Source organism: Streptomyces sp. NPDC005728, assembly GCF_040630895.1.
GTDB lineage: Bacteria > Actinomycetota > Actinomycetes > Streptomycetales > Streptomycetaceae > Streptomyces.
This window is the reverse complement of sequence record NZ_JBEXYL010000006.1, coordinates 35,643-60,776: the sequence shown is the minus strand read 5'-3', so window position 1 is coordinate 60,776 and position 25,134 is coordinate 35,643. Positions and strand designations below refer to the sequence as shown.

The 25,134-nt window shown below is 71.5% G+C and carries 25 protein-coding genes; 18 read left to right on the top strand and 7 right to left on the bottom strand.

Annotated features, from left to right (window positions below):
- Nucleotides 1-2: 2 nt before the first annotated feature.
- Nucleotides 3-1,178: an imidazolonepropionase gene (hutI, locus tag ABZ471_RS06645; RefSeq protein WP_359063142.1), complete on the top strand. Its 1,176-nt coding sequence runs from the start codon at nucleotides 3-5 to the stop codon at nucleotides 1,176-1,178.
- A 64-nt stretch (nucleotides 1,179-1,242) separates the two neighbouring features.
- On the opposite strand, the gene ABZ471_RS06640 is transcribed toward hutI, so the two are convergent.
- Both ABZ471_RS06640 and ABZ471_RS06635 read right to left on the bottom strand, forming a co-directional pair.
- Nucleotides 1,243-2,772, bottom strand: coding sequence for an RICIN domain-containing protein (locus tag ABZ471_RS06640; RefSeq protein ID WP_359063140.1), 1,530 nt, complete (start codon nucleotides 2,770-2,772; stop codon nucleotides 1,243-1,245).
- A 189-nt stretch (nucleotides 2,773-2,961) separates the two neighbouring features.
- Entirely contained in the window at nucleotides 2,962-3,867 is a 906-nt protein-coding gene (locus ABZ471_RS06635; protein ID WP_359063138.1) for an RNA polymerase sigma factor SigF, read from the bottom strand.
- A gap of 264 nt (nucleotides 3,868-4,131) precedes the next feature.
- On the opposite strand from ABZ471_RS06635, the gene ABZ471_RS06630 reads away from it, so the two are divergent.
- From ABZ471_RS06630 to ABZ471_RS06600, 7 genes are all read left to right on the top strand, one after another.
- On the top strand, nucleotides 4,132-4,509 hold the full coding sequence (locus ABZ471_RS06630) for an STAS domain-containing protein (protein WP_359063136.1): 378 nt from the start codon (nucleotides 4,132-4,134) through the stop codon (nucleotides 4,507-4,509).
- A 206-nt stretch (nucleotides 4,510-4,715) separates the two neighbouring features.
- Nucleotides 4,716-5,276: an ATP-binding protein gene (locus tag ABZ471_RS06625; protein ID WP_359063134.1), complete on the top strand. Its 561-nt coding sequence runs from the start codon at nucleotides 4,716-4,718 to the stop codon at nucleotides 5,274-5,276.
- A 202-nt stretch (nucleotides 5,277-5,478) separates the two neighbouring features.
- Nucleotides 5,479-6,168 carry an LPXTG cell wall anchor domain-containing protein gene (locus tag ABZ471_RS06620; protein ID WP_359063358.1) on the top strand — a complete coding sequence of 230 codons (690 nt, stop codon included), beginning with the start codon at nucleotides 5,479-5,481 and terminating at the stop codon, nucleotides 6,166-6,168.
- A 29-nt stretch (nucleotides 6,169-6,197) separates the two neighbouring features.
- A complete protein-coding gene (locus ABZ471_RS06615) occupies nucleotides 6,198-7,046 on the top strand; it encodes a hypothetical protein (RefSeq protein WP_359063132.1) in 849 nt (282 codons plus the stop codon).
- On the top strand, nucleotides 7,043-8,116 hold the full coding sequence (locus ABZ471_RS06610; RefSeq protein WP_359063130.1) for a hypothetical protein: 1,074 nt from the start codon (nucleotides 7,043-7,045) through the stop codon (nucleotides 8,114-8,116). The genes ABZ471_RS06615 and ABZ471_RS06610 overlap by 4 nt, the downstream gene beginning before the upstream one ends.
- A gap of 2 nt (nucleotides 8,117-8,118) precedes the next feature.
- On the top strand, nucleotides 8,119-9,411 hold the full coding sequence (locus tag ABZ471_RS06605; protein ID WP_359063128.1) for a hypothetical protein: 1,293 nt from the start codon (nucleotides 8,119-8,121) through the stop codon (nucleotides 9,409-9,411).
- Between the two features lie 187 nt (nucleotides 9,412-9,598).
- Nucleotides 9,599-9,964 (top strand): hypothetical protein, encoded by a 366-nt coding sequence (locus ABZ471_RS06600; protein WP_359063126.1) that lies wholly within the window; start codon nucleotides 9,599-9,601, stop codon nucleotides 9,962-9,964.
- Nucleotides 9,965-10,040: 76 nt separating this feature from the next.
- On the opposite strand, the gene ABZ471_RS06595 is transcribed toward ABZ471_RS06600, so the two are convergent.
- Nucleotides 10,041-11,579, bottom strand: coding sequence for an oligopeptide:H+ symporter (locus ABZ471_RS06595; protein WP_359063124.1), 1,539 nt, complete (start codon nucleotides 11,577-11,579; stop codon nucleotides 10,041-10,043).
- Between the two features lie 492 nt (nucleotides 11,580-12,071).
- On the opposite strand from ABZ471_RS06595, the gene ABZ471_RS06590 reads away from it, so the two are divergent.
- The gene (locus ABZ471_RS06590; RefSeq protein ID WP_023550006.1) at nucleotides 12,072-12,749 is read left to right on the top strand and encodes a response regulator transcription factor; all 678 of its coding nucleotides are present in this window, start codon (nucleotides 12,072-12,074) and stop codon (nucleotides 12,747-12,749) included.
- A 39-nt stretch (nucleotides 12,750-12,788) separates the two neighbouring features.
- Nucleotides 12,789-14,060, top strand: a complete 1,272-nt coding sequence (locus tag ABZ471_RS06585) for an ATP-binding protein (RefSeq protein WP_359063121.1) — start codon at nucleotides 12,789-12,791, stop codon at nucleotides 14,058-14,060.
- An 18-nt stretch (nucleotides 14,061-14,078) separates the two neighbouring features.
- Here the strand turns inward: ABZ471_RS06585 and ABZ471_RS06580 are convergent, their stop codons facing one another.
- Nucleotides 14,079-14,582, bottom strand: a complete 504-nt coding sequence (locus ABZ471_RS06580; RefSeq protein ID WP_359063119.1) for a GtrA family protein — start codon at nucleotides 14,580-14,582, stop codon at nucleotides 14,079-14,081.
- A gap of 183 nt (nucleotides 14,583-14,765) precedes the next feature.
- On the opposite strand from ABZ471_RS06580, the gene ABZ471_RS06575 reads away from it, so the two are divergent.
- Genes ABZ471_RS06575 through ABZ471_RS06565 form a run of 3 tightly spaced genes read left to right on the top strand, consistent with a single transcriptional unit; the run spans nucleotide 14,766 to nucleotide 17,607 of the window.
- On the top strand, nucleotides 14,766-15,905 hold the full coding sequence (locus tag ABZ471_RS06575; RefSeq protein WP_359063117.1) for a 5-(carboxyamino)imidazole ribonucleotide synthase: 1,140 nt from the start codon (nucleotides 14,766-14,768) through the stop codon (nucleotides 15,903-15,905).
- Entirely contained in the window at nucleotides 15,902-16,423 is a 522-nt protein-coding gene (gene purE / locus ABZ471_RS06570; RefSeq protein WP_359063115.1) for a 5-(carboxyamino)imidazole ribonucleotide mutase, read from the top strand. The genes ABZ471_RS06575 and purE overlap by 4 nt, the downstream gene beginning before the upstream one ends.
- Before the next feature lie 5 nt (nucleotides 16,424-16,428).
- On the top strand, nucleotides 16,429-17,607 hold the full coding sequence (locus tag ABZ471_RS06565) for a dipeptidase (RefSeq protein ID WP_359063113.1): 1,179 nt from the start codon (nucleotides 16,429-16,431) through the stop codon (nucleotides 17,605-17,607).
- Here ABZ471_RS06565 and ABZ471_RS06560 read toward each other — a convergent pair.
- Nucleotides 17,556-18,686: an alkene reductase gene (locus ABZ471_RS06560; protein ID WP_359063111.1), complete on the bottom strand. Its 1,131-nt coding sequence runs from the start codon at nucleotides 18,684-18,686 to the stop codon at nucleotides 17,556-17,558. The genes ABZ471_RS06565 and ABZ471_RS06560 overlap by 52 nt on opposite strands.
- A gap of 63 nt (nucleotides 18,687-18,749) precedes the next feature.
- Here ABZ471_RS06560 and ABZ471_RS06555 point away from each other — a divergent pair, with 63 nt between their 5' ends.
- Together ABZ471_RS06555 and ABZ471_RS06550 are read left to right on the top strand one after the other, a co-directional pair.
- Complete coding sequence (locus ABZ471_RS06555; RefSeq protein WP_359063109.1) at nucleotides 18,750-19,214, top strand: MerR family transcriptional regulator; 465 nt, start codon at nucleotides 18,750-18,752, stop codon at nucleotides 19,212-19,214.
- A gap of 25 nt (nucleotides 19,215-19,239) precedes the next feature.
- A complete protein-coding gene (locus tag ABZ471_RS06550; protein ID WP_359063107.1) occupies nucleotides 19,240-20,346 on the top strand; it encodes a dipeptidase in 1,107 nt (368 codons plus the stop codon).
- 6 nt (nucleotides 20,347-20,352) lie between these two features.
- On the opposite strand, the gene ABZ471_RS06545 is transcribed toward ABZ471_RS06550, so the two are convergent.
- Nucleotides 20,353-20,709 (bottom strand): VOC family protein, encoded by a 357-nt coding sequence (locus ABZ471_RS06545; RefSeq protein ID WP_359063105.1) that lies wholly within the window; start codon nucleotides 20,707-20,709, stop codon nucleotides 20,353-20,355.
- A 125-nt stretch (nucleotides 20,710-20,834) separates the two neighbouring features.
- Here ABZ471_RS06545 and ABZ471_RS06540 point away from each other — a divergent pair, with 125 nt between their 5' ends.
- A complete protein-coding gene (locus ABZ471_RS06540) occupies nucleotides 20,835-21,341 on the top strand; it encodes a CGNR zinc finger domain-containing protein (protein WP_359063103.1) in 507 nt (168 codons plus the stop codon).
- A 144-nt stretch (nucleotides 21,342-21,485) separates the two neighbouring features.
- Here ABZ471_RS06540 and ABZ471_RS06535 read toward each other — a convergent pair whose 3' ends face one another.
- Nucleotides 21,486-22,829, bottom strand: a complete 1,344-nt coding sequence (locus ABZ471_RS06535) for a UDP-glucose/GDP-mannose dehydrogenase family protein (RefSeq protein WP_359063101.1) — start codon at nucleotides 22,827-22,829, stop codon at nucleotides 21,486-21,488.
- Between the two features lie 180 nt (nucleotides 22,830-23,009).
- Here ABZ471_RS06535 and ABZ471_RS06530 point away from each other — a divergent pair, with 180 nt between their 5' ends.
- Complete coding sequence (locus ABZ471_RS06530; protein WP_359063099.1) at nucleotides 23,010-24,167, top strand: acyl-CoA dehydrogenase; 1,158 nt, start codon at nucleotides 23,010-23,012, stop codon at nucleotides 24,165-24,167.
- Nucleotides 24,168-24,306: 139 nt separating this feature from the next.
- Complete coding sequence (locus ABZ471_RS06525) at nucleotides 24,307-25,086, top strand: SDR family oxidoreductase (RefSeq protein WP_359063097.1); 780 nt, start codon at nucleotides 24,307-24,309, stop codon at nucleotides 25,084-25,086.
- The last annotated feature ends 48 nt before the right edge of the window (nucleotides 25,087-25,134 follow it).

The following is a 25,134-nucleotide window of genomic DNA, read 5'->3' as shown; positions in this document are numbered from 1 at the left end:
CCATGATGAGCAGCACCGTCATCACCAACATCGCCACGCTGGTCACCAACGACCCCTCCCTCGGTGACAGATCTCCCCTCGGTCTGATCCAGGACGCGGCCGTCGTCATCGACGGCGACCGCATCGCGTGGACCGGTGAATCCAGCAAAGCACCCGCCACTGACAACCGGGTCGACGCGGGCGGCCGGGCGGTGCTGCCGGGCTTCGTGGACTCCCACTCCCACCTGGTCTTCGCCGGCGACCGCACGCAGGAGTTCAACGCCCGCATGTCCGGCCGCTCCTACACCGCGGGCGGCATCCGCACCACGGTCGCGGCCACCCGCGCCGCGACCGACGCGGAACTGGAGGCGAACCTCACCCGCTACCTGGCCGAGGCCCTCCGCCAGGGCACCACGACCTTCGAGACGAAGTCGGGCTACGGCCTGACGGTCGAGGACGAGTCCCGCGCCCTGCGCATCGCGGCACAGCACACCGACGAGGTGACCTACCTCGGCGCCCACATCGTCTCCCCCGACTACGCCGACGACCCGGCGGGCTACGTCGCCCTGGTCACCGGCGAGATGCTGGACGCCTGCGCGCCGTACGCCCGCTGGGTCGACGTCTTCTGCGAGAAGGGCGCCTTCGACGGCGACCAGGCCCGCGCGATCCTGACCGCGGGCAAGGCCAAGGGCCTGCACCCGCGCGTCCACGCCAACCAGCTCTCCTACGGCCCCGGCGTCCAGCTGGCCGTCGAGCTGGATGCGGCGAGCGCCGACCACTGCACCCACCTCACGGACGCGGACGTCGACGCCCTCGCGAACGGCGACACGGTCGCCACCCTCCTTCCCGGCGCCGAGTTCTCCACCCGAGCCGAGTGGCCCGACGCCCGCCGCCTGCTGGACGCGGGTGTGACGGTCGCCCTCTCCACGGACTGCAACCCGGGCTCGTCCTTCACCTCCTCCGTCCCCTTCTGCATCGCCCTGGCCGTCCGCGACATGCGCATGACCCCCGACGAGGCGGTCTGGTCGGCCACCGCGGGCGGCGCGGCAGCCCTCCGGCGCACCGACATCGGCCACCTGACCCCGGGCGCCTGTGCCGACCTGACCCTCCTCGACGCCCCGAGCCACGTCCACCTGGCGTACCGGCCGGGGGTGCCGCTGGTCAGCGGTGTCTGGCGCAGAGGCGAGCGCGTGCTCTGACCGAGCCGGCCGGGATCGTGTCCAATCGCCCCCGGCCCGCCACCGCGCCGTTCCGGGACCGTGCTCAGGCGCCCCCGGCCCGCCAGCGCTGCCCCGATCCCCCGTCCAGCGGTTCCAGTGCCACCCCGTCCCCGCCGTCCGGTGTCACCGCGGTCTCGATGGCGATCGCCGGGCGGATCGTGCCGTCGGGGTCGACGGTGAAGCGCAGGTTCTGGCCGTTGCGGCCGTAGACCGAGTCGCAGTCCCAGATGCCGACGCCCCGGTCGGTCGCGCCGCGGCTGTCGAGGCAGACGTCGGAGTCGGCGGCCGACCGGAGTACGCCGAGATCGGCGTCGACGCGCCAGCGCTGGGTGGGGGAGGAGGTGCAGGGCGCCGTGACGACGTCGTTGCCCTGCGACAGGTCGCCGTCACGGATGTCGAGACAGCGGCCGGTCGACAGGTTCACCACCTGGGCGTAGGCGCTGCCCGGGGGCGAGGGCGTGGGGGACGGGCTCGGGGTGCGGCTGGGCCGTGGCGAGGTGGTCGGGCGGTGCGACGTTCTCGTGGGGGAAGGGGACGCGCTCGTGCGGGAAGGAGTCGGGGTCGGGGACGGGGAGAGGGAGACCGTCGCCGTGACCGTCACCGGTGGGGGCGGGGGCGTCGCCGCCGTCGGCTGCCGGTCGGATCCGTCCGCCGGGGACAGGAGGAACACCAGCAGCGGGACCAGGGCCACGCCCAGGGCCGCCGTCGCCAGCAGGTAGCGGCGCGGGGGCGGCCAACTGCTGCGGTCCGCGGGCGGCACGGGGGCCGGGGCCGGTGCGACGGGGCGTGTGTACGACGTTCCGTTCCAGGGCAGCAGGCCCTCGGCCAGGGTCTGCCTCGGGGCGTCTCGCAGCGCGGTCAGGTCCTCGACGGCGGCCGTGCAGTGCGGACAACGGGCCCTGTGGGCGTCCAGGTCGGCGCTGGGGCGGGGGCCGTCCTGCCGTACCGCCTCCTCGATCAGCCGGCGGAAGTCGGCGCAGCGCGGGTCGTCGGAGGCGGCCAGACGGTGCCTCAGACAGGCCTGGGACAGGGCCTTGAGGGCCCCCGGGACGCCGTAGGCCACGTCCGCCGGGTTGAGGCCGACGAGGGCGGCGGTGCGCTCCACGGGTTCCTCTTCGAGGACGCCGTACCAGATCAGGCCCTGGATGCGGGACGGGAGCGTCTGGAACGCCGGCAGGAGGGGAGGGGTCGGACCGTCGGGCAGGCCGGCGGAGTTCAGGACCAGGAGGAGGGCGGGGTCCACCCCCGCGGAGCGTTCGTCCCTCGCCCAGGTCGCCGCCGACCGCACGGCCAGCAGCAGGAGCCGGTGGCGCAGGGGGACGTTCGGTTCCCGGCCCCGGGCCGTCTCGCGGGCCGCCGTGGTGAAGGCCTCCGCCGCAAGCCGGCGTGCGGCGGACTCGCTCGTGGCGCACAGGCGGGCGTAGGCGAGGACCGACGGGTGGTGCCGGCGGCGCAGCTCCTGAAGGGCCGGGTAGGCCGTCGGGGTGGGGGAGCGCAGCAGTTCCGTCAGCCGTGCGTCCGGCGCGTCCGTGTGTTCCGCGCCCGCCTCGGCCCGGTCGCCGCCCTGAGCCATCCCGCACTCTCCGTCCCCGTGGTGTTCCGACGTACCAGCCGGTTTGCGGGCCCATCGTGGTGGAGGGGTGCGATGGGGGAAAGAGGTTTCCCCGGGTAACTGCATAACGGTTGGTGGTGCACGGGCGCGGCGAAGCGGCCCGGCGCCGTCGGCCGGGCCACCTCCCGCGTGCCCTTGCGGGTCGGCGGGTCACTCGTCCAGGGTCAGCCCCTTGCGCAGCCGAACCAGCGTCCGCGACAGCAGCCGGGAGACGTGCATCTGGGAGATGCCCAGTTCGTCGCCGATCTCCGACTGGGTCAGGCCCGCGACGAAGCGCAGCGAAAGGATCTTCCGGTCCCTGGGCGGGAGTTCGGCGATCAGCGGCTTCAACGACTCGACGTACTCGACGCCTTCGAGCTCGTGGTCCTCGTACCCGATGCGGTCCGCGAGCGCGCCCTCGGAGTCGTCCTCCTCGGGCTGGGCGTCCAGGGAGGAGGCGGTGTACGCGTTCGAGGCGGCCATGCCCTCGACGACCTCGTCGTTGGAGATGCCGAGGCGCTCGGCGAGTTCCGTGACGGTGGGGGCGCGGTCCAGCCGCTGGGCCAGCTCGTCCCCGGCCTTGGCCAGGTCGAGCCGCAGCTCCTGCAGACGGCGCGGTACGCGCACGGACCACGAGGTGTCACGGAAGAAGCGCTTGATCTCGCCGATGATGGTCGGCATCGCGAAGGTGGGGAACTCCACACCGCGGGTGAGTTCGAAGCGGTCGATCGCCTTGATCAGGCCGATCGTGCCGACCTGGATGATGTCCTCCATCGGCTCGCTGCGGGAGCGGAAGCGGGAGGCGGCGAACTTGACGAGCGCGAGGTTCAGCTCGACGAGCGTGTTGCGGACGTACGCGTACTCGTGCGTCCCTTCCTCCAGCGACGTCAGCCGCTCGAAGAGGGTCTTGGACAGGGCCCGCGCGTCGACGGGGTCGACCTCGCCGAAGGGGGGGATCTCCGGGAGTCCCTCGAGCGGGTCGAGGGCGTCGACGGGACCGATGGGATGATCCAGTTGTTCCGGTGGGGGTGTCGACGTCGCCACTCGGGTCTGCGATGCGTCGAGCCGGGGTGACATGGGTGTCCTCCATCGTTCTCGGCATAAGGCTGCCGAAGCCGGTAAGTGCACTGCGGTGTGCGGCGCCTCCAAAGCCGACGTGGGCCGTCGCGGCCCGGTGGGGTGTGTGTCCTTACTAGCCCTACCCGCTTCTGTGAGGGGATCGCAAGTACGCTCCGTAGTCATATGTCCGATTATGTAAGGTTTGTCGGGTGTCGGAGTGTGGAGGGAAGGCGTAATGTTCGAGGGCATCAGCAGCAGCCACGACCTCGGGAGAGAGACGGCATGGACCACGGGATGGCCGGCAGTGCACGGTCGGGCCGGCTTCTGGTGGAGGTGCGGGAAGAGGGCTCCAGCGCCGTAGTGACACCGGCGGGTGAGCTCGATCACCACACCGCCGATCTGCTGCGCGAGCCACTCGAAGACCTCCTCGGCAAAGGGTTCTCGCGGCTCGTGGTGGACTGTTCGCGGCTCGAGTTCTGTGACTCCACCGGCCTGAACGTGCTGCTCGGGGCCCGTCTGAAGGCCGAGGCCGCCGGTGGCGGAGTGCACCTGGCGGGGATGCTCCCCGTGGTGGCCCGCGTGTTCGAGATCACGGGAGCGGAGGCGGTCTTCACCGTCCATGACTCCCTGGAGGCGGCGCTGGCCGGCGAGGCCGACTGACCCCCCCCGTCCCGGCCGTGCCCCGTGCGGCATGTGGCACGGGTCATGCCCAAATCAGGGGTGTCCCACCGGATCGGTCGGGCAGGAGAATGCTGAACGCGTCGGCCGCCAGGGCGTCGGACCACCCCAGGCAACCGGCGAACGGCCCGGGTGCGACGTATGAGTCTTTCCATCGTGAACTGGTGAATCGGTGAGGTGAAGCGCTGATGAGCACCACCCGGCCCTACTCGCCGGGCGACCGCGGCCCGGAGTCCAGCGGCGCTTCCGGGGCGTCCGAGGGGGGTGCGCCGGCCGGCGGCGCGTCCACGGGGGCAGCCGTGCCGTCCGTGCCGTCCGAGGGTATGCAGGGTGCCCCGGGGCGACAGCTCCGCAGGCTGCGCCTGGAGGGCGAGAGCGGAGTCGTTCCGCTCGCCCGCGACTTCGCCCGTCAGGCGCTGTACGCGTGGGGCTGGCTGCCCGCCGCGTCCGCCGACCGGCGGGCCGCCGCCGAGGACGTGCTGCTCGTCGTGTCCGAGCTGGTCACCAACGCCTGCCTGCATGCCGAGGGTCCGGAGGAACTGTTCCTCGCCTGCGACGACAAGGTCATCCGGGTGGAGGTGTCCGACCGCGGCTCCGGCCAGCCGGCCCCCCGCACCCCGCACCGCGCCGGCCGCCCCGGCGGCCACGGCATGTTCATCGTGCAGCGACTGTGCCTGGACTGGGGGGTCGTCCGCACACCGGGCCGCTCGGGCAAGACCGTGTGGGCCGAACTGGGCGCACCCGCCTAGGGCCTGACCCGCCCGGCAGGTTCAGGACGTCCGACGGCCGCCCCCGTACGGCCACCTGAGCCCCCGTCTCCACTCGAATACCCCCTCGCACACGCCGGATCGACACAACTCCGGCGTGTGCCGCGTCTTCCCTCCTCATGACCCCGGGCGTACCTTGACGGCCGAATCTGATACGCCGTCAGGAATGAAGGGGTGGACCGACGTGTCGTACCCGCAACGAACCGCCGCGCTCGTGTCCGCCGCGGCCCTGGCCGGCTCGGCGGTGCTGCTGGCCGCACCGGCGGCCCACGCCGACGTCGTCGACGTCAACTACCACTGCAAGACGCCGATCGGCGACAAGAGCGCCGTCTCGCCCATCGACATCAAGGGCGTCAGGAGCGGCAACGGCTACAAGATCACCATGTCCTGGCAGAAGGGCGTCTCCTCCAGCCCGGTCGAGCTGGGCAAGGGCGCGATGAGCCCTAGCGCCACCATCAGGCTGGGCGGCGCCGACAGCGGCACCCTCGCCGTCACCGGCCCGGCCAACTCGGCCGCGATACCTGCCAACACGCCCATCAAGATCAGCGACCTGAGCGGCACCTACACGCCGGAGAAGTCCGGCAAGGTCACCTTCACGGCGGCCACGCTCACCATCAAGGCGCTCGGTACGACGACGACCTGCAACCCCACCAACAACCCCAAGCCGTCCCTGACCCTGGACGTGACGGCAGCCGGCGGATCGTCGTCCTCCTCGTCTTCGTCCTCCTCGTCGGGCGGCTCCGGCGGGCAGCTCCCGCAGACCGGCCCCGAGGATTCCGCCGTCGCCCTCGGCACGCTCGGCGGCACGGTCCTGCTCGCCGGTGCGGCGGGCGCCCTGTGGCTGACCCGGCGGAACCCGGCCGCACGCCGCTGAACCGCAGCCGTAGACCGCTGGAGCCGCCCATGCCGTCCGCCGCCCGTGTCCTCGGCCTCACCCTGCTCCTGCTGTCGGTGTCCGCACCGCACGCGGAAGCGGCCGCAGGCTGGTCCCTCGCGCCCGCCGGCGCCGGGCGTCCCTCCTTCTACGCCGAGGGCGCCCCGGGTGCCGCACTGCAGGACACGGTGTCCGTGACCAACCGCAGCCGGCAGCCGATCACCGTACGGCTGCGCGGCACCGGCCTGCGGATCACGTTCGCCCGGACCGACCTCCGCGTCCCCGCGCGCACCCGCGCCGAGGTGCCCTTCACGGTGACCGTGCCGACCGGCGCCGCACCCGGCGACCGCTCCGGCACGCTCACCGCCCGGGACGCGGACGGCCGCACGGCGACCGTGCCGCTCCGGCTGCGCGTGGGCGGTCCGGCGCTGTCCGCGCTGACCGTCGAACAGGTGGCGGTACACGGCGACCGCATCACGTACGAGCTGGTCAACCGCGGTACGACCGTCCTCGTGCCGAAACTCGCGGTCCACGCGGACGGTCTCTTCGGGACGGTCCTCGACCGCCCCGCACGCACCCTGCCCGTCCAGCTGCCCCCGGGAGCGCGCCGGACCCTCACGGAACCGTGGCCGGACCGGCCCGCGCTGGACGACGTCGACGTACGGCTGACGGTGACCGCGGCGGGCGGCGCCCACGACAGCACGCACACCGAGGCCCGGTTCGTGCCCTGGGGCGCGGCGACCGGCGTACTCGGCGCGGCCGTGGCGGCGGCCGCGCTGCTCGTCGTACGGCGGCACGGGCGCCGTCCGCACGCGAACCCGGCCGGGGACGACGAACGTACCTGCACGGAAGCCGAGTTGACGGGAGCGGTGACGTGAGTGGCAGGTCCCGGATACCCGTGCTGGCGGTGGTGCTCGCGCTGCTCCTGCTGCCGCTCACCGTCCCCGTGGCCGCGGCGGACGGGCCGGTCGTGAAACTGTCCGAGTCCCAGGCGGGTACGGGCGGTTCGGTCACCGTCAGCGGGAGCGGCTGGCGTCCGCACACCCTGCTGATGATGCTGATCTGCGGGCGCGCCACCCCGTCCCGGGGCGTGATCGGCGGCACCAACTCCTGCGCCAACGGCGACGGCCGGGCCGTGACCACCGACGCGGGCGGTTCCTTCGCCCGGAAGCTGCCGGTCGCCGAGCCGCCCGTGCCGTGCCCCTGTGTGGTGCACGTCGCCACGGTGACCGGCGCGAAGGCCGAGACGGACGCCGTCCTCCAGGTCGCCGGGCACCCTGTCGCCCCGCTGCCCGCCGAGTCCTCGGGCGGCCGGCTGTCGGTGCTCTCCGACACCCGGCTGACCGGTTCGAGCGGCCTGCTGACCTGGTTCGGGGCGCCGCCGAGCCGCACCCTGGTCTTCACCGCGGGCAACATCGGCTCCACCGCGATCAAGGACCCGGTCTTCCGGGTCGGCACCGCGCACGGCGTCTTCGCGCCCCAGTGGGACGAGCAGCAGTGGCGCGGCACCCTCGCACCCGGCAAGAAGGCGCAGATCGAGCTGCCCGTCGAGCTGTCGGCCGGGGCGCACGGCGACTACACCGTCTCCCTCCGCTACGACGGCAGGGTCCTCGCCGAGCAGCCGTGGGGCGTGGGCCGCCCCTGGGGCGTGACGCTGTTCTGGATCCTGCTCTGCCTGGTCGTCCCGGCCGCGCTCTTCCGCGCCGGGATGGCCGTGGTGGACCGGGTACGGCCGCGCCGGCCGGGCGGGGTCCGCCACCGGCGGCTCGCCCGGCCCCCGCTGCGGCGGCCCCGCTCCCGTCCTCCCTGGCCCGAACCCGACCCGACTCCGACCCTGCCGTGGTTCGCCCCGGACTCCGCTCCGGGCGGCCCGGCCGGCCGGCTCTCCGCACCGCACGACGACAGCCCGACGAGTCCTACGACTCCCACCACGAAGGGACCCACGTGAGCATGCGAAGGAGAGTCACACCGGCCCGAAGGACGGGCGCCGCGGGCGCCGTACTGGTGCTCTGTTCGGCGGGCGTGCTGCTGGGCGTGGCCGCGACACCCGCGCAGGCGGCCGAGGTGTCGTTCGCCACCCACTGCGTGCCGCCCGCGGGCATCGATCCGGTCGACGGCACCACGAAGGTCGAGATCACCGCGCCGGCCACGGCGAAGGCGGGCGACACGGTCGACATCGTGTGGAAGTTCGTGCAGGCCGCCTCCAAGAACCCCGACATCATCGACCTGCCCGCCAACTCGGTGCAGCCGTCCGGGGTGCTCAAGGCCGCCGGGGCGCAGACCGGCGACATCACCATGCAGGGCCCGCGGGAGAACCCGGCGATCCCCAAGAGCGGCGCCATGGTGCTGTCCGACATGAAGGGCAGCCTGAAGCTGACGGCGGCCGGCGAGGTGACGCTGACCCCGGACGCGTACACGGTCAACGCGATGTCGACGGACACCAAGTGCACGCCGAAGGAGACCGTGCAGAAGGCGGCGACGATCCAGGTGACGCCGGGCAGCGGGGGCTCGTCCAGCCCGCCCCCGAGCCAGTCGACGACGCCGAGCCAGTCCTCCACACCGACGACCACCCCGAGCCCCACCGCGACGGCGACCGGCGGCAGCGGCCAGACCGACTTCACCGGCAAGGAGGTTCAGGTCCCCTACGCCTGCAAGACGCCGATCGGCGACAAGAACGCGACCTCGCCGGTGCAGATCAACGCCAAGAAGAACGGCGGGAGTTACGACCTCACGGTGCAGTTCAAGAAGTCGGTGATGGACAGTCCCGCCGACATCCCGAAGGACTCCGTGAAACCGTCGATGGAGGTGGCGCTGGGCGGCGCCGACAAGGGCACCGTGCACGTGGAGGGGCCGACGAACGCGAACCCCATCAAGTCCGGCGACCCGATCGAGATCCCGGATCTCACGGGCACCTACAAGCCGGGCGCGAGCGGCACCGCGACCCTGGCCCCGGGCGTCCTCACCATCAAGGCGCTGGGCACCACCACGACGTGCACGCCGACCAAGTCCGAGGTCTCCCTCACCCTGGACACCACCCAGCAGCCGGGCGGTGCCTCGGGCGGCACGTCGACGTCCGGCGGCGCGTCGTCCTCCGGCGGCAGCAGCAGTAGCGGCGCGGGCGGCCTCGCCGAGACCGGTTCCGGCGACCACGGCGCCCTCAAGGCGCTCGGCCTGGTGGCGGGCACGGCGATCCTGCTGGGCGCGGCGGTGTTCACCTTCCTGCCCCGGCGGAACCCCCGCTGACCTGCCGTTCCGTGGTTCCTCAAACCTTGCTCAGATCCGCCGCGCGAGTTTGCTCCCAAGATCGGAGGTGCCATAGCGTCCCCTGCGTTCGCGCAAGCAAGTGTGCGACGGCATTGCATGCTGTGCAACAGGGCAGTTGAAGAGTTTACAACTTGGCTTGTTGCGCGGCAGGGGAAAGAGGAAGCAAATGACCTGGGGGAAGAAGGCGGCGGGCGTCGCGCTCGCCGCCGTTCTCATGGCGACGGGAACCGGCCTGGCCGCCGCGGGCACCGCGGAGGCGGCCGGCGCCACGTACAAGTGCAAGGCCGAGGTGCACCTCGACCTCGGGCGCCCGAAGGCCACGTCCAGCTGCAAGAAGTCGTCCTCGGGCAAGAAGGTGCGCCTGCACCGGGTCAAGCTCGTCTGCGACGTGGTCCGTGGCACGGGCACCGGCGCGGAGCACACCATCCCGTGGTACCTGTGGGGCCCCTGGAAGAAGCCCGGGGAGAAGTCGACCGTGATGTGCGGGTTCCGCAGCTTCACCCGCTCGTGGTCGGTGGAGACGAAGGCCTGACGGCCGACGCGCACGACAACGGCGAGGGCCGCCGCACCTCAGGTGCGGCGGCCCTCGCCGTATGCGGGGCGGTGCGTCAGTGCACGTCGCCCATCAGCGTCTTGACCTTGCGGCGGTACATCCACACCGCGAATCCGGCGAGGGCCGCGAGGGCCGCCTCCCCGAAGACGGCGCCCTTGCTACCCAGGTCGACCCCGGCGATGGCCGGGTTGGACAGCAGGCTGGTGATCGAGTCGCCCGCGGTGACCGCGAGGAACCACACGCCCATCATCTGGCTGGCGTACTTGGCCGGGGCCATCTTCGTCGTGACCGACAGACCGACCGGCGACAGGCACAGCTCACCCACGGTCTGGATGAAGTAGATGCCCACCAGCCACATCGGGCTGACCGCGGTGCCGTTCGCCGCCATGCCGAGCGGGACCAGGAAGAAGAAGAACGAGACGCCGATCAGGACCAGGCCCATCGAGAACTTCACGATGGTGCTGGGCTCCTTGCCCTGGCGGTTCAGCCACACCCAGACGAAGGCGAAGACCGGGGCCAGCGCCATGATGAACAGCGGGTTCAGCGACTGGTACCAGGAGGTCGGGAAGTCGAAGCCGAGCATCGTGTGGGCGGCCTTGCCCTCACCGAACGCCTGGACGGTGGACGCGCCCTGGTCGTAGATCATCCAGAACACGGCGGCCGCGACGAAGAACCAGATGTAGCCGGTCATCTTCGACTGCTCGGTGACCGAGAGGTCCTTGTCCCGCTTGATGCGCAGCAGCACGCCCGCCGGGACGACCAGACCGATGATCGTCAGCGGGATCATCGCCCAGTTCAGGGTGAAGTGGCCGGTGAAGCCGACGACACCGTAGAAGACGGCGGCGATGGCCACCCAGGTCAGGCCCTTGCGCAGGAAGGCCGTGCGTTCCTGGGCCGCCAGCGGCTTGGGGACGACGTCGCTCTTCGGGCTCAGGTTGCGGGTGCCGAGCAGGAACGCGGCCAGACCGATCGCCATGCCGACCGCGGCCATGCCGAAGCCGAGGTGCCAGTTGACCTCCTGGCCGACGGTGCCGATGGCCAGCGGGGCGAAGAAGGCACCGGCGTTGATGCCCATGTAGAAGATCGTGAAGCCGCCGTCACGGCGCGGGTCGTCCGGGCCGTTGTACAGGTGGCCCACCATCGTGGAGATGTTGGCCTTGAGCAGACCGGAACCGGCCGCGACCAGTGCCAGACCCGCGAAGAAGGGGGCCTGACCGCCGGGCAGCGCCAGCACGACGTGGCCGGACATGATCGTGACGGCCGCGATGGCCACCGTCTTGCGGGGGCCCCAGACGCGGTCGCCGAGCCAGCCGCCGGGCATGGCGAGGAGGTACACCATCGCCGAGTAGACGGAGACGATCACCGTGGTGGTGGCCACGTCCATGGCCAGGCCGCCGCCCATGCTCCCCTTGCCGGCGCCGGGGCCGCCGGAGAGGAGGTACACGGTGAGCAGGGCCTTCATGCCGTAGTAGGAGAATCGCTCCCACATCTCGGTCATGAAGAGGGTGGCCAGTCCGCGGGGGTGGCCGAAGAAGGTCTTCTCGGAACCGGGGGTGCCCGGGCGGACCGAGTCCTTCGTCAGGCTGGACGCCATGGTCGTTCCTTGCTGGTCGGGACGCGCAGTGGAGCGCAGCGCGCCCGGTGGGGGTGCGGCCGGCACCGGCAGGGTCGGTCGTCCACCCCCACGCCCAGGGGGAGTCCGCTCCGGATCACGGAGCGGCGGACGGCGACCACCGGGATCCACGCCCCGCACGCGTCACTTGCGTCCGGAGCCCGGCCAGAGGTCATTCCTTTCGAGGCTGGTGTCCACCAGCCCGCACACAAAAGAGACCTTCAGCGTCAAATGCCCGCCAAAGGTCCCCGGTGTGCTACAGGCGTTCAGGTCACCATACGGCAGGACAGTGCCGGATATGGAAGGACTTGAGACGCGGATCACAGGTGTCGGGGGAACCGCGGTGACTGTTTCGAAGGTCCTTCCTACGATCGCACCTCTCGGGCAATGGTTCGTACCACGCGCCCGGGAAGGTAAGAACTCCGGAAACCGATCACACCCCAGCACTGTGCGCAGGCGGTCTACCATCACCTCATGACCCGTGTACTGCTCGCCGAGGACGACGCGTCCATCTCGGAGCCGCTGGCCCGCGCCCTGCGCCGGGAAGGTTACGAGGTCGAGGTGCGCGAGGACGGACCCAGCGCGCTCGACGCCGGAATGCAGGGCGGTGTCGATCTCGTCGTGCTGGACCTCGGTCTGCCCGGCATGGACGGCCTGGAGGTCGCCCGCCGGCTGCGCGCCGACGGCCACACCGTGCCGATCCTCATCCTGACCGCGCGGGCCGACGAGGTGGACACCGTCGTCGGTCTGGACGCGGGCGCCGACGACTACGTCACCAAGCCCTTCCGGCTCGCCGAACTGCTCGCCCGGGTACGGGCCCTGCTGCGCCGCGGCGCCGCGGAGCCGCAGCAGCCGCCGGCCACGCACGGCGTGCGGATCGACGTCGAGTCGCACCGCGCGTGGATGGGCGACGAGGAACTCCAGCTCACCGCGAAGGAGTTCGACCTGCTGCGGGTCCTCGTCCGGGACGCCGGTCGGGTCGTGACGCGCGACCAGCTGATGCGCGAGGTCTGGGACACCACGTGGTGGTCGTCCACCAAGACCCTCGACATGCACATCTCCTGGCTGCGCAAGAAGCTGGGCGACGACGCGGCGAACCCCCGGTACATCGCGACGGTGCGCGGAGTCGGCTTCCGGTTCGAGAAGAGCTGAACCCTCTCCGGGTCCAGCGGTCCCTCCAGGTAACGGAACATGCGCCGACGTCTCATCCAGTCCACCCTCGCCGTGGTCCTCGTGGTCATCGCCGTCTTCGGTGTCTCCCTGGTGATCGTCGAGACGCGGACGATCAGCAACAGTGCCCAGGAACGGGTGGAGTCCGAGGCGGTGCGGCTGGCCAGCATCGTGGACAGCCGCATCCTCGCGGCGGAGAACGTCAACGCCGACGTCCTGCGCAACCCGGTCAGCAAGGACCAGTACGCGGAGATCCGGTTTCCCGACCGGACACCGATCAAGATCGGCACCAAGCCCGAGGGCGAGGTCATCCGCTCCACGCAGCGGGGCGAGGAGGGCGAGACGGTCACCGTCGAGGAGCCCCGCTCCGCGGTGACCCGCGAGGTCGGCCGGACCCTGCTGATCATCGGCCTGGTGGCCCTGCTGGCGGTGGTCGCCGCCGTGCTGCTCGCCGTACGGCAGGCCAACCGGCTCGCCTCCCCGCTGACCGACCTCGCCGAGACCGCCGAACGCCTCGGTTCGGGCGATCCGCGCCCGCGGCACAAGCGCTACGGCGTCCCCGAGCTGGACCGGGTCGCCGACGTGCTGGACTCCTCGGCGGAGCGCATCGGCCGGATGCTGACCGCGGAACGCCGCCTCGCCGCCGACGCCTCCCACCAGCTCCGTACGCCTCTGACCGCCCTGTCCATGCGTCTTGAGGAGATCACCCTCACCGACGACCCGGACACGGTGAAGGAGGAGGCGAACGTAGCTCTCACCCAGGTGGAGCGACTCACGGACGTGGTGCAGCGGCTGCTGACCAACTCCCGCGACCCGCGTACCGGCTCCGCCGTCGCCTTCGACCTCGACGAGGTCATCCAACAGCAGCTCGCCGAGTGGCGGCCCGCCTACCGCAGCGTCGGCCGGGCCATCGTCAGCTCCGGCAAACGGCATCTCCAGGCCGTCGGCACGCCCGGCGCCGTCGCACAGGTGCTGGCCGCCCTGATCGAGAACTCACTGATGCACGGCGGCGGCACGGTCGCCCTGCGCACCCGCGTCACCGGCAACCAGGCCGTGGTCGAGGTCACCGACGAGGGGCCGGGCGTCCCGGCCGACCTGGGCGCCCGGATCTTCGAGCGCACGATCAGCGGGCGCAACTCGACGGGGATCGGACTGGCCGTCGCCCGGGACCTCGCGGAGGCCGACGGCGGCCGGCTGGAACTGCTCCAGTCCCTGCCACCGGTCTTCGGTCTGTTCCTGTCCCGCACGCCCCCGGCCCGCAAGCCGGACGAGAGCCTGCCGACCGTCCGCTGACCGTCCGCCGGCAGGCTCCTACGGGACGCGTTGCTTCGGCGCGGGCTTCTTCGACTCCTGCTCCAGGATCGATTCCGCACCGGCCACGGCCTCCCCGGCCGGGAGGGCCTGGAACACCCAGGTGCGGTACGACCAGAAGCGGAACAGGGTGGCGACGCCGATGCCGAGGAACTTGAAGACGTTGCTCTGCAGCGGGCTGTCCCAGCCGAAGCCGTAGGTCGCCAGGTACAGCACGCCGTTCTCGATGACCAGGCCGATCGCGCTGAACGCCAGGAACAGCGTGAGTTCCCTGGTCCGGCCGCTCTTGTCACGGTCCCGGTACGTCCAGTAACGGAAACCGACGTAGTTGAAGGCGATCGCGACGACGGTCGCGATGATGCTGGCGCGCACCACCGGCAGGTCCGAGACGTGTCGGACCAGGTTGAACACACCGAGATTAACAAGGACGCCGGCGCCGCCCACGGCACCGAACTTGGCCACCTCGCGTACGAGCCGTTTCAGCCCCGAGGAACCATGTTCCATGGCTGTGCAGCTCCCGTCCGTAGGTTTCGTCAACCCAGCCATGCTATCCATGCGGCCCGTCCGACGCTTGCGGACCGGGCCACAGCTTGGGAACGGGTCGGAAAGAGGCGGGAAAGCCCCGGGTAAGAGAGGGTGGAGAGGTGGGCAATCCGGCCGGCCCGGCGTGGCCGATACGCTAGGGGGGTGACGTTCCCGGTAGTCGGCATGGTCGGCGGGGGGCAGCTCGCGCGTATGACGCACGAAGCGGGCATCCCGTTGGGCATCAGGTTCAAGCTTCTCAGTGACACCCCTCAGGATTCCGCTGCGCAGGTCGTGAGCGATGTCGTCATCGGCGACTATCGCGACCTGGACACGCTGCGTGAGTTCGCGCGCGGTTGCGATGTGATCACCTTCGATCACGAACATGTACCCACCGAGCACCTCAGAGCCCTGGAGGCGGACGGCATCCCCGTGCGTCCGGGGCCCGACGCGCTGGTGCACGCCCAGGACAAGGGCGTGATGCGCGCGAAGCTCGACGCGATCGGCGTGCCGTGCCCGCGGCACCGGATCGTGACCGACCCGGAGGACGTGGTCCGGTTCGCGGCCGAGGGGGACGGCTTCCCGGTCGTCCTCAAGACCGTCCGCGGCGGCTACGACGGCAAGGGCGTGTGGGTCGTGGAAACGGCCGAGGAGGCCTCCGACCCCTTCCGGGCCGAGGTCCCCGTCCTCGCCGAGGAGAAGGTCGACTACGTCCGCGAGCTGGCCGCCAACGTCGTACGCTCCCCGCACGGCCAGGCCGTCGCCTACCCGGTGGTCGAGTCGCAGCAGGTCGGCGGCGTCTGTGACACCGTGATCGCGCCCGCCCCCGGCCTGGACGAGGAGCTGGCCCTCCAGGCCGAGGAGATGGCGCTGCGCATCGCCAAGGAACTCGGCGTCGTCGGCCACCTCGCCGTCGAGCTGTTCCAGACCCGCGACGGCCGCATACTCGTCAACGAACTGGCGATGCGTCCGCACAACTCGGGCCACTGGACCCAGGACGGTGCGATCACCTCCCAGTTCGCCAACCACGTGCGTGCCGTGCTCGACCTCCCGCTGGGCGACCCGCGCCCGCGCGCCAGGTGGACGGTGATGGCCAACGTCCTCGGCGGCGACTACCCGGACATGTACTCCGCGTACTTGCACTGCATGGCCCGCGACCCCAAGCTCAAGATCCACATGTATGGCAAGGACGTGAAACCCGGCCGCAAGGTCGGACACGTCAACACCTACGGCGACGACCTGGACGACGTACTGGAACGCGCCCGTCACGCAGCCGGCTACCTGAGAGGCACGATCAGCGAATGAGCCCCGTTGTAGGCATCGTCATGGGGTCGGACTCCGACTGGCCCGTCATGGAGGCCGCCGCCAAGGCCCTGGACGAGTTCGAGATCGCGTACGAGGTCGACGTCGTCTCCGCGCACCGCATGCCGCGCGAGATGATCACGTACGGCGAGCAGGCCGCCGACCGCGGTCTGAAGGTCGTCATCGCCGGCGCGGGCGGCGCCGCCCACCTGCCGGGCATGCTCGCGTCCGTGACCCCGCTGCCGGTCATCGGCGTCCCGGTCCCGCTGAAGTACCTGGACGGCATGGACTCCCTGCTGTCGATCGTGCAGATGCCGGCCGGCGTCCCGGTCGCCACCGTCTCCGTGGCCGGTGCCCGCAACGCCGGTCTGCTCGCGGCCCGCATCCTCGCCGCGCACGACGAGGAGCTGCTGCAGAAGATGCGCGACTTCCAGCAGGACCTGAACGACCAGGCCACCGAGAAGGGCAAGCGGCTGCGCTCCAAGGTCGAGGGCGCCGGCGGCTTCGGCTTCGGGAAGTGAGGCCCGTGACCTCGCTGGACGACGCCCGCGCACTGCTGCGCGAGTTCCCCGTGGTCGACGGGCACAACGACCTGCCGTACGCCCTGCGCAAGCAGGTCCGGTACGACCTCGACGCCCTCGACCTCGCCGCCCCCCAGAACGGGAACCTGCACACCGACCTGCCCCGCCTGCGCGAGGGCGGGGTCGGCGCCCAGTACTGGTCGGTCTACGTCCCCTCCGACCTGGCGGAACCGGTCCCGGCGACGCTGGAGCAGATCGACGGCGTACGGCAGATGCTGGCCCGCTACCCCGCAGAGCTGGCGCCCGCCCGGACGGCGGCCGACATGGAGGCGGCCCGCGCGGACGGCCGTATCGCCTCCCTCATGGGTGCCGAGGGCGGCCACTCCATCGCGAACTCCCTGGGCACGCTCCGGGGCCTGTACGCGCTCGGTGTGCGCTACATGACGCTCACCCACAACGACAACGTGGCCTGGGCGGACTCCGCGACCGACGAGCCGAACGTCGGCGGCCTGTCCGCCTTCGGCCGCGAGGTCGTCGGCGAGATGAACCGGCTCGGCATGCTCGTGGACCTCTCCCACGTGGCGGCGACGACCATGCGGGACGCGCTGGACGCCTCGTCCGCGCCGGTGATCTTCTCGCACTCCTCCGCCCGGGCCGTCTGCGACCACCCGCGCAACATCCCGGACGACGTCCTGGAGCGGCTGCCCGCCAACGGCGGCGTGGCGATGGTGACGTTCGTGCCCAAGTTCGTGCTCCGGGCGGCGGTCGACTGGACGCTCGCCGCCGACGAGAACATGCGTGCGCACGGCCTCCACCACCTCGACACCACCCCCGAGGCGATGAAGATCCACCAGGCCTTCGAGGAGCGGAACCCGCGCCCGGTCGCCACGGTGTCCACGGTCGCGGACCATCTCGACCACATGCGCGAGGCGGCGGGCATCGACCACCTCGGCATCGGCGGCGACTACGACGGCACCGCGTTCACCCCGGACGGCCTGGGCGACGTCTCCGGCTACCCGAACCTGATCGCCGAGCTGCTCGACCGCGGCTGGACCCGGGCCGACCTGGCCAAGCTGACCTGGCAGAACGCGGTACGGGTGCTGGGTGCGGCGGAGGACGTGGCCCGTGACCTTCAGGCCACGCGCGCCCCGTCCAACGCCACCATCGAGTCGCTCGACGGCTGATCCACGAGGGTGGGGTAGTCGTTGTAGCCGTCCGCCCCGCCCACGTACATCAGGTATCGCTCCCGGACCGGGTTGAGCGGGGCGCCCAGGCGCAGCCGCGTGAGCAGGTCCGGGTTGGCGAGGAAGGGCCGGCCGAGGGCGACCAGGTCGGCTCCGGCGGCCAGCATGCGCGCGCTCTCCCGGGTGACGGTCTCGGTGGTGAGGTCGGTCAGGTCCGGGTTGCCGATCAGGGTGCCGGGCCAGTCCGCGCGGATCCGCCGGTACCAGCCGGCCTCCGGGGCGGAGCGCACCAGGTGCAGGTAGGCGAGGTCCAGCCCCTTCAGGCGGGCCACGAGGGCGGCGTAGAGGCCATCGGTGTCGTCCTCCAGGACGCCGTTGACGGTGGAGCCGGGAGAGATCCGTATGCCCACCCGCTCGGCACCGATCGCGTCGGCCACCGCCTCGGTCACCTCCGCCGCGAACCGCACCCGCCGTTCGACGGAGCCGCCGTAGGCGTCCGTGCGGCGGTTGGTGTTGGCCGCGAGGAACTGGTGCAGCAGCATCCCGTTGGCCGAGTGCACCTCCACGCCCTCGAAGCCCGCGTCGACGGCCCGGCGGGCCGCAGCGGCGAATTCGGCGATCGTGGCGCGGATGTCGTCCTCCGTCATCTCGCGCGGGACCGCGGCCGGCCGGTGGCCGTCGGGAGTGAAGATCGTCTCCGGTAGCGGGACCGGCGAGGGCGCCACGGGGGTCAGGCCCGTGGTCGCCGGATGGCTCACCCTGCCGCCGTGCTGCAGCTGCAGGAACATGCGCCCGCCGGCCGCCCCTACGGCCTCGGTCACCTGCCGCCATCCCGCCGTGTGCCGGTCGCTGTGGATCGCGGTGATGTCCGGGTACGTCTGCCCGACCGGGTTCGGCGTCGAGCCCTCGGCGATGATCAGGCCGGCCGAGGCGCGCTGGGCGTAGTGGGTGGCCATGAGGGGGGTGGGGGTGCCGTCGGCCTCGGCGCGGTTGCGGGTGAGGGGGGCCATGACCAGGTGGTTCGGGAGAGCGAGGCGGCCGAGCCGGGCCGGGGTCAGGAAGTCGGGTGTCCGTGTCATGACACGTAAGCTAGAACTTGACACGGGTGTCAGATTCAAGTCCCGAAGGTCCCGGAGGCGGAGATGCGGATCGGTGAACTGGCCCGGCGCACGGGCGTGAGCGAGCGGTCGCTGCGCTACTACGAGACCCAGGGGCTGCTCCGGGCCGAGCGGACGCCCGGCGGGCACCGGGACTATCCGGAGGCCGCCGTGGACCGGGTCATCCGGATCCAGGAGCTGTACGCGGCCGGGCTGCACAGCGAGAAGATCCGGCAGCTGCTGCCCTGCATGCGCGACCAGGACGGCGGACCCTCCGCCACCGCCACCCCGCGGCTGGTCGCCGAGCTCGCCGCCGAACGCGACCGCATCGACCGCATGATCGCCGACCTGGTGCGCTCCCGGGAGACGCTGGACGAGGTGATCCGGGCGGCCGGGGAGGCCGGCGGAACCGTACCCCCGAACGCCCCACTCATCAGGAAGGACCCCCACGCCCCGTGCGACCGTGGCGGTACGCCAGCCACATCACGACGTAGCTCACGACCGACGTAGCTCACGACGACGTACGGAGCCCGATATGGCCGACCTCCAGGACAACTCGCCCACCACGACAGAGGTCGGCCAGGAGGACGGTCTGCCGGACGACCCGTTCCCGCAGGAGCCCTGTGCCCCCGACGAGGAGACGCTGCGGCGGGCGCACTCCCTGCTCGCCGGCCATCCCGTCGCCGACGGCTACAGCGGGCTGCCGTGGGCCCTGCGCCATCTGCCCTGGTACGACCTGCAGCTGGGCGAGACGGCCGTCGACACTGACATGCCGCGGATGCGCGAGGGCCGTGTGGGCGCCCTGTTCTGGTCGCTGCACCTGCCCGAGGGGCTCGTCGGCGACCGCGCGGTGGGCGCCACCCTGGAACAGCTGGACTTCGTCCACTCGGTGATCGGCTCCCACCCGGACGGACTGCGCCTGGTGCGCACCGCCGGACAGGTCATCGATGCCCGCCACCATGGCCGGGTCGCCGTCGTCCTGGGTCCGGCCGGGGCGCCCGCGCTCGACGACTCCCTGGGCATCCTGCGCATCCTGCACGCCCTCGGCCTGCGCCTCCTCACCCTGGCGGGCACCGCCTGGGCGAGCGAGGCGGGGCTGACCCGGTTCGGCGAGGAGGTCGTCCGCGAGATGAACCGCCTCGGCGTCCTGGTCGACCTGTCCGGCGCCTCCGAGGCCACCGTCAGCCGGGCCGCCGCGCTCTCCAAGACCCCGGTGCTGTGCACCCGCTCCGGCGCCCGCGCGCTGCGCCCGCACCCGGCCAACCTGCCCGACGACCTGCTCGCCGAGCTGGGCGCGGCGGGCGGCCTGTGCATGGTGCCGCTGACCGCCGAGCAGACCGGCGCGACCGTCCGGGACGTCGCCGACCACCTCGACCACGTCCGCGTGGTCGCCGGCCCCGACTGCGTCGGCCTGTCCGGCACCTACGACTCCGGCGCCGCCCACCCCCGCGATCTCGCCGACGCCTCCCGCTACCCCCACCTGATCGCCGAACTGTTCCGCCGTGGCTGGTCCGAGTGCGAGCTGTCCCTGCTGACCTGGGGAAACGTCCAGCGAGTCCTGCGCAGCGCAGACTTCACGGCCCGCGCCGCACAGCACCGCCGAGAACCGTCGAACGCACGGATCGCGGAGCTGGACGGCTAGGGCCCCTCAGTCGGCGCAGAGGCAGAACGGGTGGCCGGCCGGGTCGGCGTAGACCCGGAAGCTGCTGCCGCCCTGCTCGGCCAGCGGCTTCGCGCCCAGCGCCAGCACCCCCTTCTCGGCCGTGTCCAGGTCCTCCACCACCAGATCCAGATGGAGCTGCTGCGAGGCATCGGGCGCGGGCCACTTCGGCGGGACGAATCCGGGCGCCCGCTGGAAGGCGAGCGCCTGCCCGCCGGGCACCTTCACGTCGACCCAGTCCCCTTCGCCCTCGACGGCCCCGCCGAGCACCTCGGCGTAGAACCCGGCGAGCGCGCGCGGGTCCGGGCAGTCCAGCACGACGACACCCAGCTTGGCGAGAGCCATGACTTCCTCCTCGAAGTTCCTGCGAAATCCGAGTTACCTTTAAAGGCAAGCATGCGGTAACCGTTACTGCATGCTCCCCCGCCGGAGGTAACGCCGCAACCGGAATCGGGAGGTAACTTGCAGGCATGAGTGAGAGATCGCCCGCACCGGGAGGCCTCGCCCTGGTCGAGTCCCTGGTGAACACGCTGGACATCGAGTCGGGCGCGGACGCGCTGGACACGGCGGACGGCCGGGCGCCCTTCGGACTCACCGAGGGCGAGCTGCCGCACGCCCGCACACTGCGCGAATCACTGCGGGCCGCGCTGCTCGCCCACGCCGGCCATCCCCCGCACCGCGAGGTGACCCCGCTCGGCGAACTGCTGGCCCACGCCCCGCTGTACGTCGCCGTCGACACCCGTGACGGCTCCGCGACGCTCGCCCCGGCCGACACCGGCCCCCTGCTCTCCCGCGTCGCCACCGCCGTCGCCGAGGCGCTGGTCGCGGACACCTGGACGCGCCTCAAGGCCTGCGCGGCCGAGACCTGCCACTGGGCGTACTACGACCGCAGCCCCGCCGGACGGGGCCGCTGGTGCTCGATGCAGGTGTGCGGGGCGCGCGCGAAGATGCGCCGGTACCGGGCGAAGGAGCCGTGAACCACAGGGAGTTCATCGGCCACGTATGTGCCCCGTGGTGCAGAATGCGGGAAGACGCCGGTTCGGCCGACTGAGCCTCGGCCGAACCGGCGTCGTCCTGAACGCCTCCAGGAGTTTTGAAGCCTCCAGGAGTCCTGAACGCCTCTAGGCGGTCGGGCGGCCCATCGCCCGGTACGTCCATCCGGCCCGCCGCCACAGCTCCGGGTCCAGGGCGTTGCGCCCGTCCAGGATCAGCCGGGCCGCCGCGACCTCGCCCAGCGCCGCCGGGTCCAGCTCGCGGAACTCCCGCCACTCGGTCAGGTGCAGCACGACATCGGCCGCGCGGACCGCCGCGAGGGCCGAGTCGGCATAGCCCAGGGTGGGGAAGACCTTGCGGGCGTTCTCCATGCCCTTCGGGTCGTACACGGTCACCTGGCCGCCCTGGAGGTGGATCTGGCCCGCCACGTTCAGCGCGGGCGAGTCCCGGACGTCGTCCGAGTCGGGCTTGAAGGTGGCACCGAGCACCGCGACCCGCTTGCCCAGGAAGGGACCGCCGCCCAGCGCCTGCCGCGCCAGCTCCACCATCTGCCCACGCTGCCGCATGTTGATCGAGTCGATCTCGCGCAGGAACGTCAGCGCCTGGTCGGCACCCAGCTCACCCGCACGCGCCATGAACGCCCGGATGTCCTTCGGCAGACAGCCGCCGCCGAAGCCGATCCCGGCACGCAGGAACTTCTTCCCGATCCGGTCGTCGTGGCCGATGGCCTCCGCCAGCTTCGCCACGTCACCGCCCGCGGCCTCGCAGACCTCCGCCATCGCGTTGATGAAGGAGATCTTGGTCGCGAGGAAGGAGTTCGCCGAGGTCTTCACCAGCTCGGCGGTCGGGAAGTCGGTGACCACGAACGGCGTGCCCTCGCCCACCGGCGTCGCGTAGACCTCGCGCAGCAGCTTCTCCGCGCGCTCGCTGCGCACGCCGACCACGATCCGGTCCGGGTGCAGGGTGTCCTGCACGGCGAAGCCCTCACGCAGGAACTCCGGGTTCCAGGCCAGCTCGGCGTCCGCACCGGCCGGCGCGTGCTCGGCCAGATAGGCGGCCAGCCGCTCGGCCGAGCCCACCGGCACGGTCGACTTGCCGACCACCAGGGCGGGCCCGTGCAGATGCGGGGCGAGAGAGGCGAGGGCGGCGTCGACGTACGACATGTCCGCCGCGTACTCCCCGTGCCGCTGCGGGGTGTTCACGCACACGAAGTGGACGTCACCGAAGGCCCCGACCTCCGCCCAGTCCCGGGTGAACCGCAGCCGGCCCGAGGACCCCTCGAAGCCCGCGACATGCCTGCGCAGCAGCTCCTCGAGCCCCGGCTCGTACATCGGGGTCTCGCCCCGCTCCAGCATCGCGATCTTCTCGGGCACGACATCGAGCCCCAGCACCTCGAAGCCGAGTTCGGCCATGGCCGCGGCGTGCGTGGCGCCGAGGTAGCCGGTGCCGATCACGGTGATCTTCAGGCTCATGGATGTGCTCCAGATCGGGTACGTCGGTGATGCGGAGCCGAGCATAGTCGGGCTGTCCACCGGGCAATTTCCCCGCTGTCGCGTACCTCACGTAGGCGTCCTGCGGGCCGCCCTCTAAAATTTGAGTTACTTAACGGTAATTAGCGTCAGTATCACTGTGTCTTTGGAGCGTGAGAGACCGTGGCCGGAACGGCTGACTTCGACCTGTACCGCCCGTCCGAGGAGCACGACATGCTCCGCGACGCCGTCCGCTCGCTGGTCGAGGCGAAGATCGCGCCCTACGCCGCCGCGGTGGACGAGGAGGCCCGCTTCCCGCAGGAGGCGCACGACGCCCTGGTCGCGGGCGACCTGCACGCCGTCCACGTGCCCGAGGAGTACGGCGGCGCCGGCGCCGACGCCCTCGCGACGGTCATCGTGATCGAGGAGGTGGCCCGCGCCTGCGTCTCCTCCTCCCTGATCCCCGCGGTGAACAAGCTGGGCTCGCTCCCGGTGATCCTCTCCGGCTCCGAGGACCTGAAGAAGAAGTACCTCGCCCCGCTCGCCAAGGGCGACGGGATGTTCTCGTACTGCCTCTCCGAGCCGGAGGCGGGCTCGGACGCCGGCGGCATGACGACCAAGGCGGTCCGCGACGGCGACCACTACGTCCTCAACGGCGTGAAGCGCTGGATCACCAACGCGGGCGTCTCCGAGTACTACACGGTCATGGCCGTGACCGACCCGACCAAGCGCACCAAGGGCATCTCGGCCTTCGTCGTCGAGAAGTCGGACGAGGGCGTCTCCTTCGGCGCCCCGGAGAAGAAGCTCGGCATCAAGGGCTCCCCGACCCGCGAGGTCTACTTCGACAACGTCCGCATCCCCGCCGACCGCATCATCGGCGAGGAGGGCACCGGCTTCGCCACCGCCATGAAGACCCTGGACCACACCCGCATCACCATCGCGGCCCAGGCACTCGGCGTCGCCCAGGGCGCCCTCGACTACGCCAAGGGCTACGTCCAGGAGCGCAAGCAGTTCGGCAAGCCGATCGCCGACTTCCAGGGCATCCAGTTCATGCTCGCCGACATGGCCATGAAGATCGCCGCCGCCCGCGCCCTGACCTACCAGGCCGCGGCCGCCTCCGAGCGCGGCGACAAGGACCTCACCTTCCAGGGCGCCGCCGCCAAGTGCTTCGCCTCGGACGTCGCCATGGAGGTCACCACCGACGCCGTCCAGCTCCTCGGCGGCTACGGCTACACCCGCGACTACCCGGTGGAGCGCATGATGCGCGACGCCAAGATCACCCAGATCTATGAAGGCACGAACCAGGTCCAGCGGATCGTGATGGCCCGCAACCTGCCGTAAGGCACACCCTCCGCTCTTCCCGGCAGCCCCCGTCCGCCCCGGACGGGGGCTGCCGGCGTATCCGGCCGGGGCGCCCGGCGGCGTAGCGTGGGCAGTGGGTATTTCCGGCCCGGTCTCGTGCACGGAAGGCACCGTCACCATGCACACGAGCGAATCCCTCGACGGCCGGCGCGCACTGGTCACGGGCGGCACCAAGGGCACCGGAGCCGCCGTCGCCGAACGCCTCCGCCGAGACGGGGCGACCGTCCTCGTCACCGCTCGCGGCCGCCCCGACGAAGTCGAGGAGAAGATGTTCGTCGCCGCGGACCTCTCCACCCTCGGGGGTGCCGCCGAGGTCGTCTCCGAGGTGAACGCCCGCCTGGGCGGTGTCGACATCCTCGTCCACACCCTGGGCGGATCGGAGGCCCCGGCCGGCGGCTTCGCGGCCCTCGGCGAGGACGACTGGGCCCGCGAGCTGACCGTCAACCTGCTGGCCGCCGTACGCCTGGACCGCGGCCTGCTGCCCGGCATGATCGAGACCGGCCGCGGGGTGATCGTGCACGTCACGTCCATCCAGCGTCGTATGCCGCTGTGGAACGGCACCCTCGCCTACGCCGCAGCGAAGGCCGCGCTGACCACGTACAGCAAGGGCCTGGCGAACGAGGTCGCCCCGCACGGCGTCCGGGTCACCGCGGTCTCTCCCGGCTTCATCCGGACCAGCGCGGCCGATCAGCTGGTGGACCGCATCGCCGAGGAGGCGGGCGTCAGCCGGGAGGCGGCGCTGGACCGGCTCATGGACTCCCTCGGCGGAATCCCGCTCGGCCGTCCCGACCGTCCGGAGGAGGTCGCCGAGCTGATCGCCTTCCTGGTCTCCGACCGGGCGTCGTCCATCCTCGGAGCCGAGTACGTCATCGACGGCGGCACGACCCCCACCGTCTGAGGGAGGCCGTAGGCCGAATGGGCACAAGTACGGGCAACTGCCGGATGG

What these genes read in the sequence shown, in the direction of transcription:
- ABZ471_RS06560 (WP_359063111.1), bottom strand. Translation starts at nt 18,686, where the DNA reads ATGACACGGACACCCGACTTCCTGACCCCGGCCCGGCTCGGCCGCCTC.
- ABZ471_RS06580 (WP_359063119.1), bottom strand. Translation starts at nt 14,582, where the DNA reads ATGGAACATGGTTCCTCGGGGCTGAAACGGCTCGTACGCGAGGTGGCC.
- ABZ471_RS06605 (WP_359063128.1), top strand. Translation starts at nt 8,119, where the DNA reads ATGCGAAGGAGAGTCACACCGGCCCGAAGGACGGGCGCCGCGGGCGCC.
- ABZ471_RS06545 (WP_359063105.1), bottom strand. Translation starts at nt 20,709, where the DNA reads ATGGCTCTCGCCAAGCTGGGTGTCGTCGTGCTGGACTGCCCGGACCCG.
- ABZ471_RS06585 (WP_359063121.1), top strand. Translation starts at nt 12,789, where the DNA reads ATGCGCCGACGTCTCATCCAGTCCACCCTCGCCGTGGTCCTCGTGGTC.
- ABZ471_RS06630 (WP_359063136.1), top strand. Translation starts at nt 4,132, where the DNA reads ATGGACCACGGGATGGCCGGCAGTGCACGGTCGGGCCGGCTTCTGGTG.
- ABZ471_RS06595 (WP_359063124.1), bottom strand. Translation starts at nt 11,579, where the DNA reads ATGGCGTCCAGCCTGACGAAGGACTCGGTCCGCCCGGGCACCCCCGGT.
- ABZ471_RS06625 (WP_359063134.1), top strand. Translation starts at nt 4,716, where the DNA reads ATGAGCACCACCCGGCCCTACTCGCCGGGCGACCGCGGCCCGGAGTCC.
- hutI (WP_359063142.1), top strand. Translation starts at nt 3, where the DNA reads ATGATGAGCAGCACCGTCATCACCAACATCGCCACGCTGGTCACCAAC.
- ABZ471_RS06550 (WP_359063107.1), top strand. Translation starts at nt 19,240, where the DNA reads ATGGCCGACCTCCAGGACAACTCGCCCACCACGACAGAGGTCGGCCAG.
- ABZ471_RS06615 (WP_359063132.1), top strand. Translation starts at nt 6,198, where the DNA reads ATGCCGTCCGCCGCCCGTGTCCTCGGCCTCACCCTGCTCCTGCTGTCG.
- ABZ471_RS06590 (WP_023550006.1), top strand. Translation starts at nt 12,072, where the DNA reads ATGACCCGTGTACTGCTCGCCGAGGACGACGCGTCCATCTCGGAGCCG.
- purE (WP_359063115.1), top strand. Translation starts at nt 15,902, where the DNA reads ATGAGCCCCGTTGTAGGCATCGTCATGGGGTCGGACTCCGACTGGCCC.
- ABZ471_RS06635 (WP_359063138.1), bottom strand. Translation starts at nt 3,867, where the DNA reads ATGTCACCCCGGCTCGACGCATCGCAGACCCGAGTGGCGACGTCGACA.
- ABZ471_RS06535 (WP_359063101.1), bottom strand. Translation starts at nt 22,829, where the DNA reads ATGAGCCTGAAGATCACCGTGATCGGCACCGGCTACCTCGGCGCCACG.
- ABZ471_RS06555 (WP_359063109.1), top strand. Translation starts at nt 18,750, where the DNA reads ATGCGGATCGGTGAACTGGCCCGGCGCACGGGCGTGAGCGAGCGGTCG.
- ABZ471_RS06600 (WP_359063126.1), top strand. Translation starts at nt 9,599, where the DNA reads ATGACCTGGGGGAAGAAGGCGGCGGGCGTCGCGCTCGCCGCCGTTCTC.
- ABZ471_RS06540 (WP_359063103.1), top strand. Translation starts at nt 20,835, where the DNA reads ATGAGTGAGAGATCGCCCGCACCGGGAGGCCTCGCCCTGGTCGAGTCC.
- ABZ471_RS06640 (WP_359063140.1), bottom strand. Translation starts at nt 2,772, where the DNA reads ATGGCTCAGGGCGGCGACCGGGCCGAGGCGGGCGCGGAACACACGGAC.
- ABZ471_RS06525 (WP_359063097.1), top strand. Translation starts at nt 24,307, where the DNA reads ATGCACACGAGCGAATCCCTCGACGGCCGGCGCGCACTGGTCACGGGC.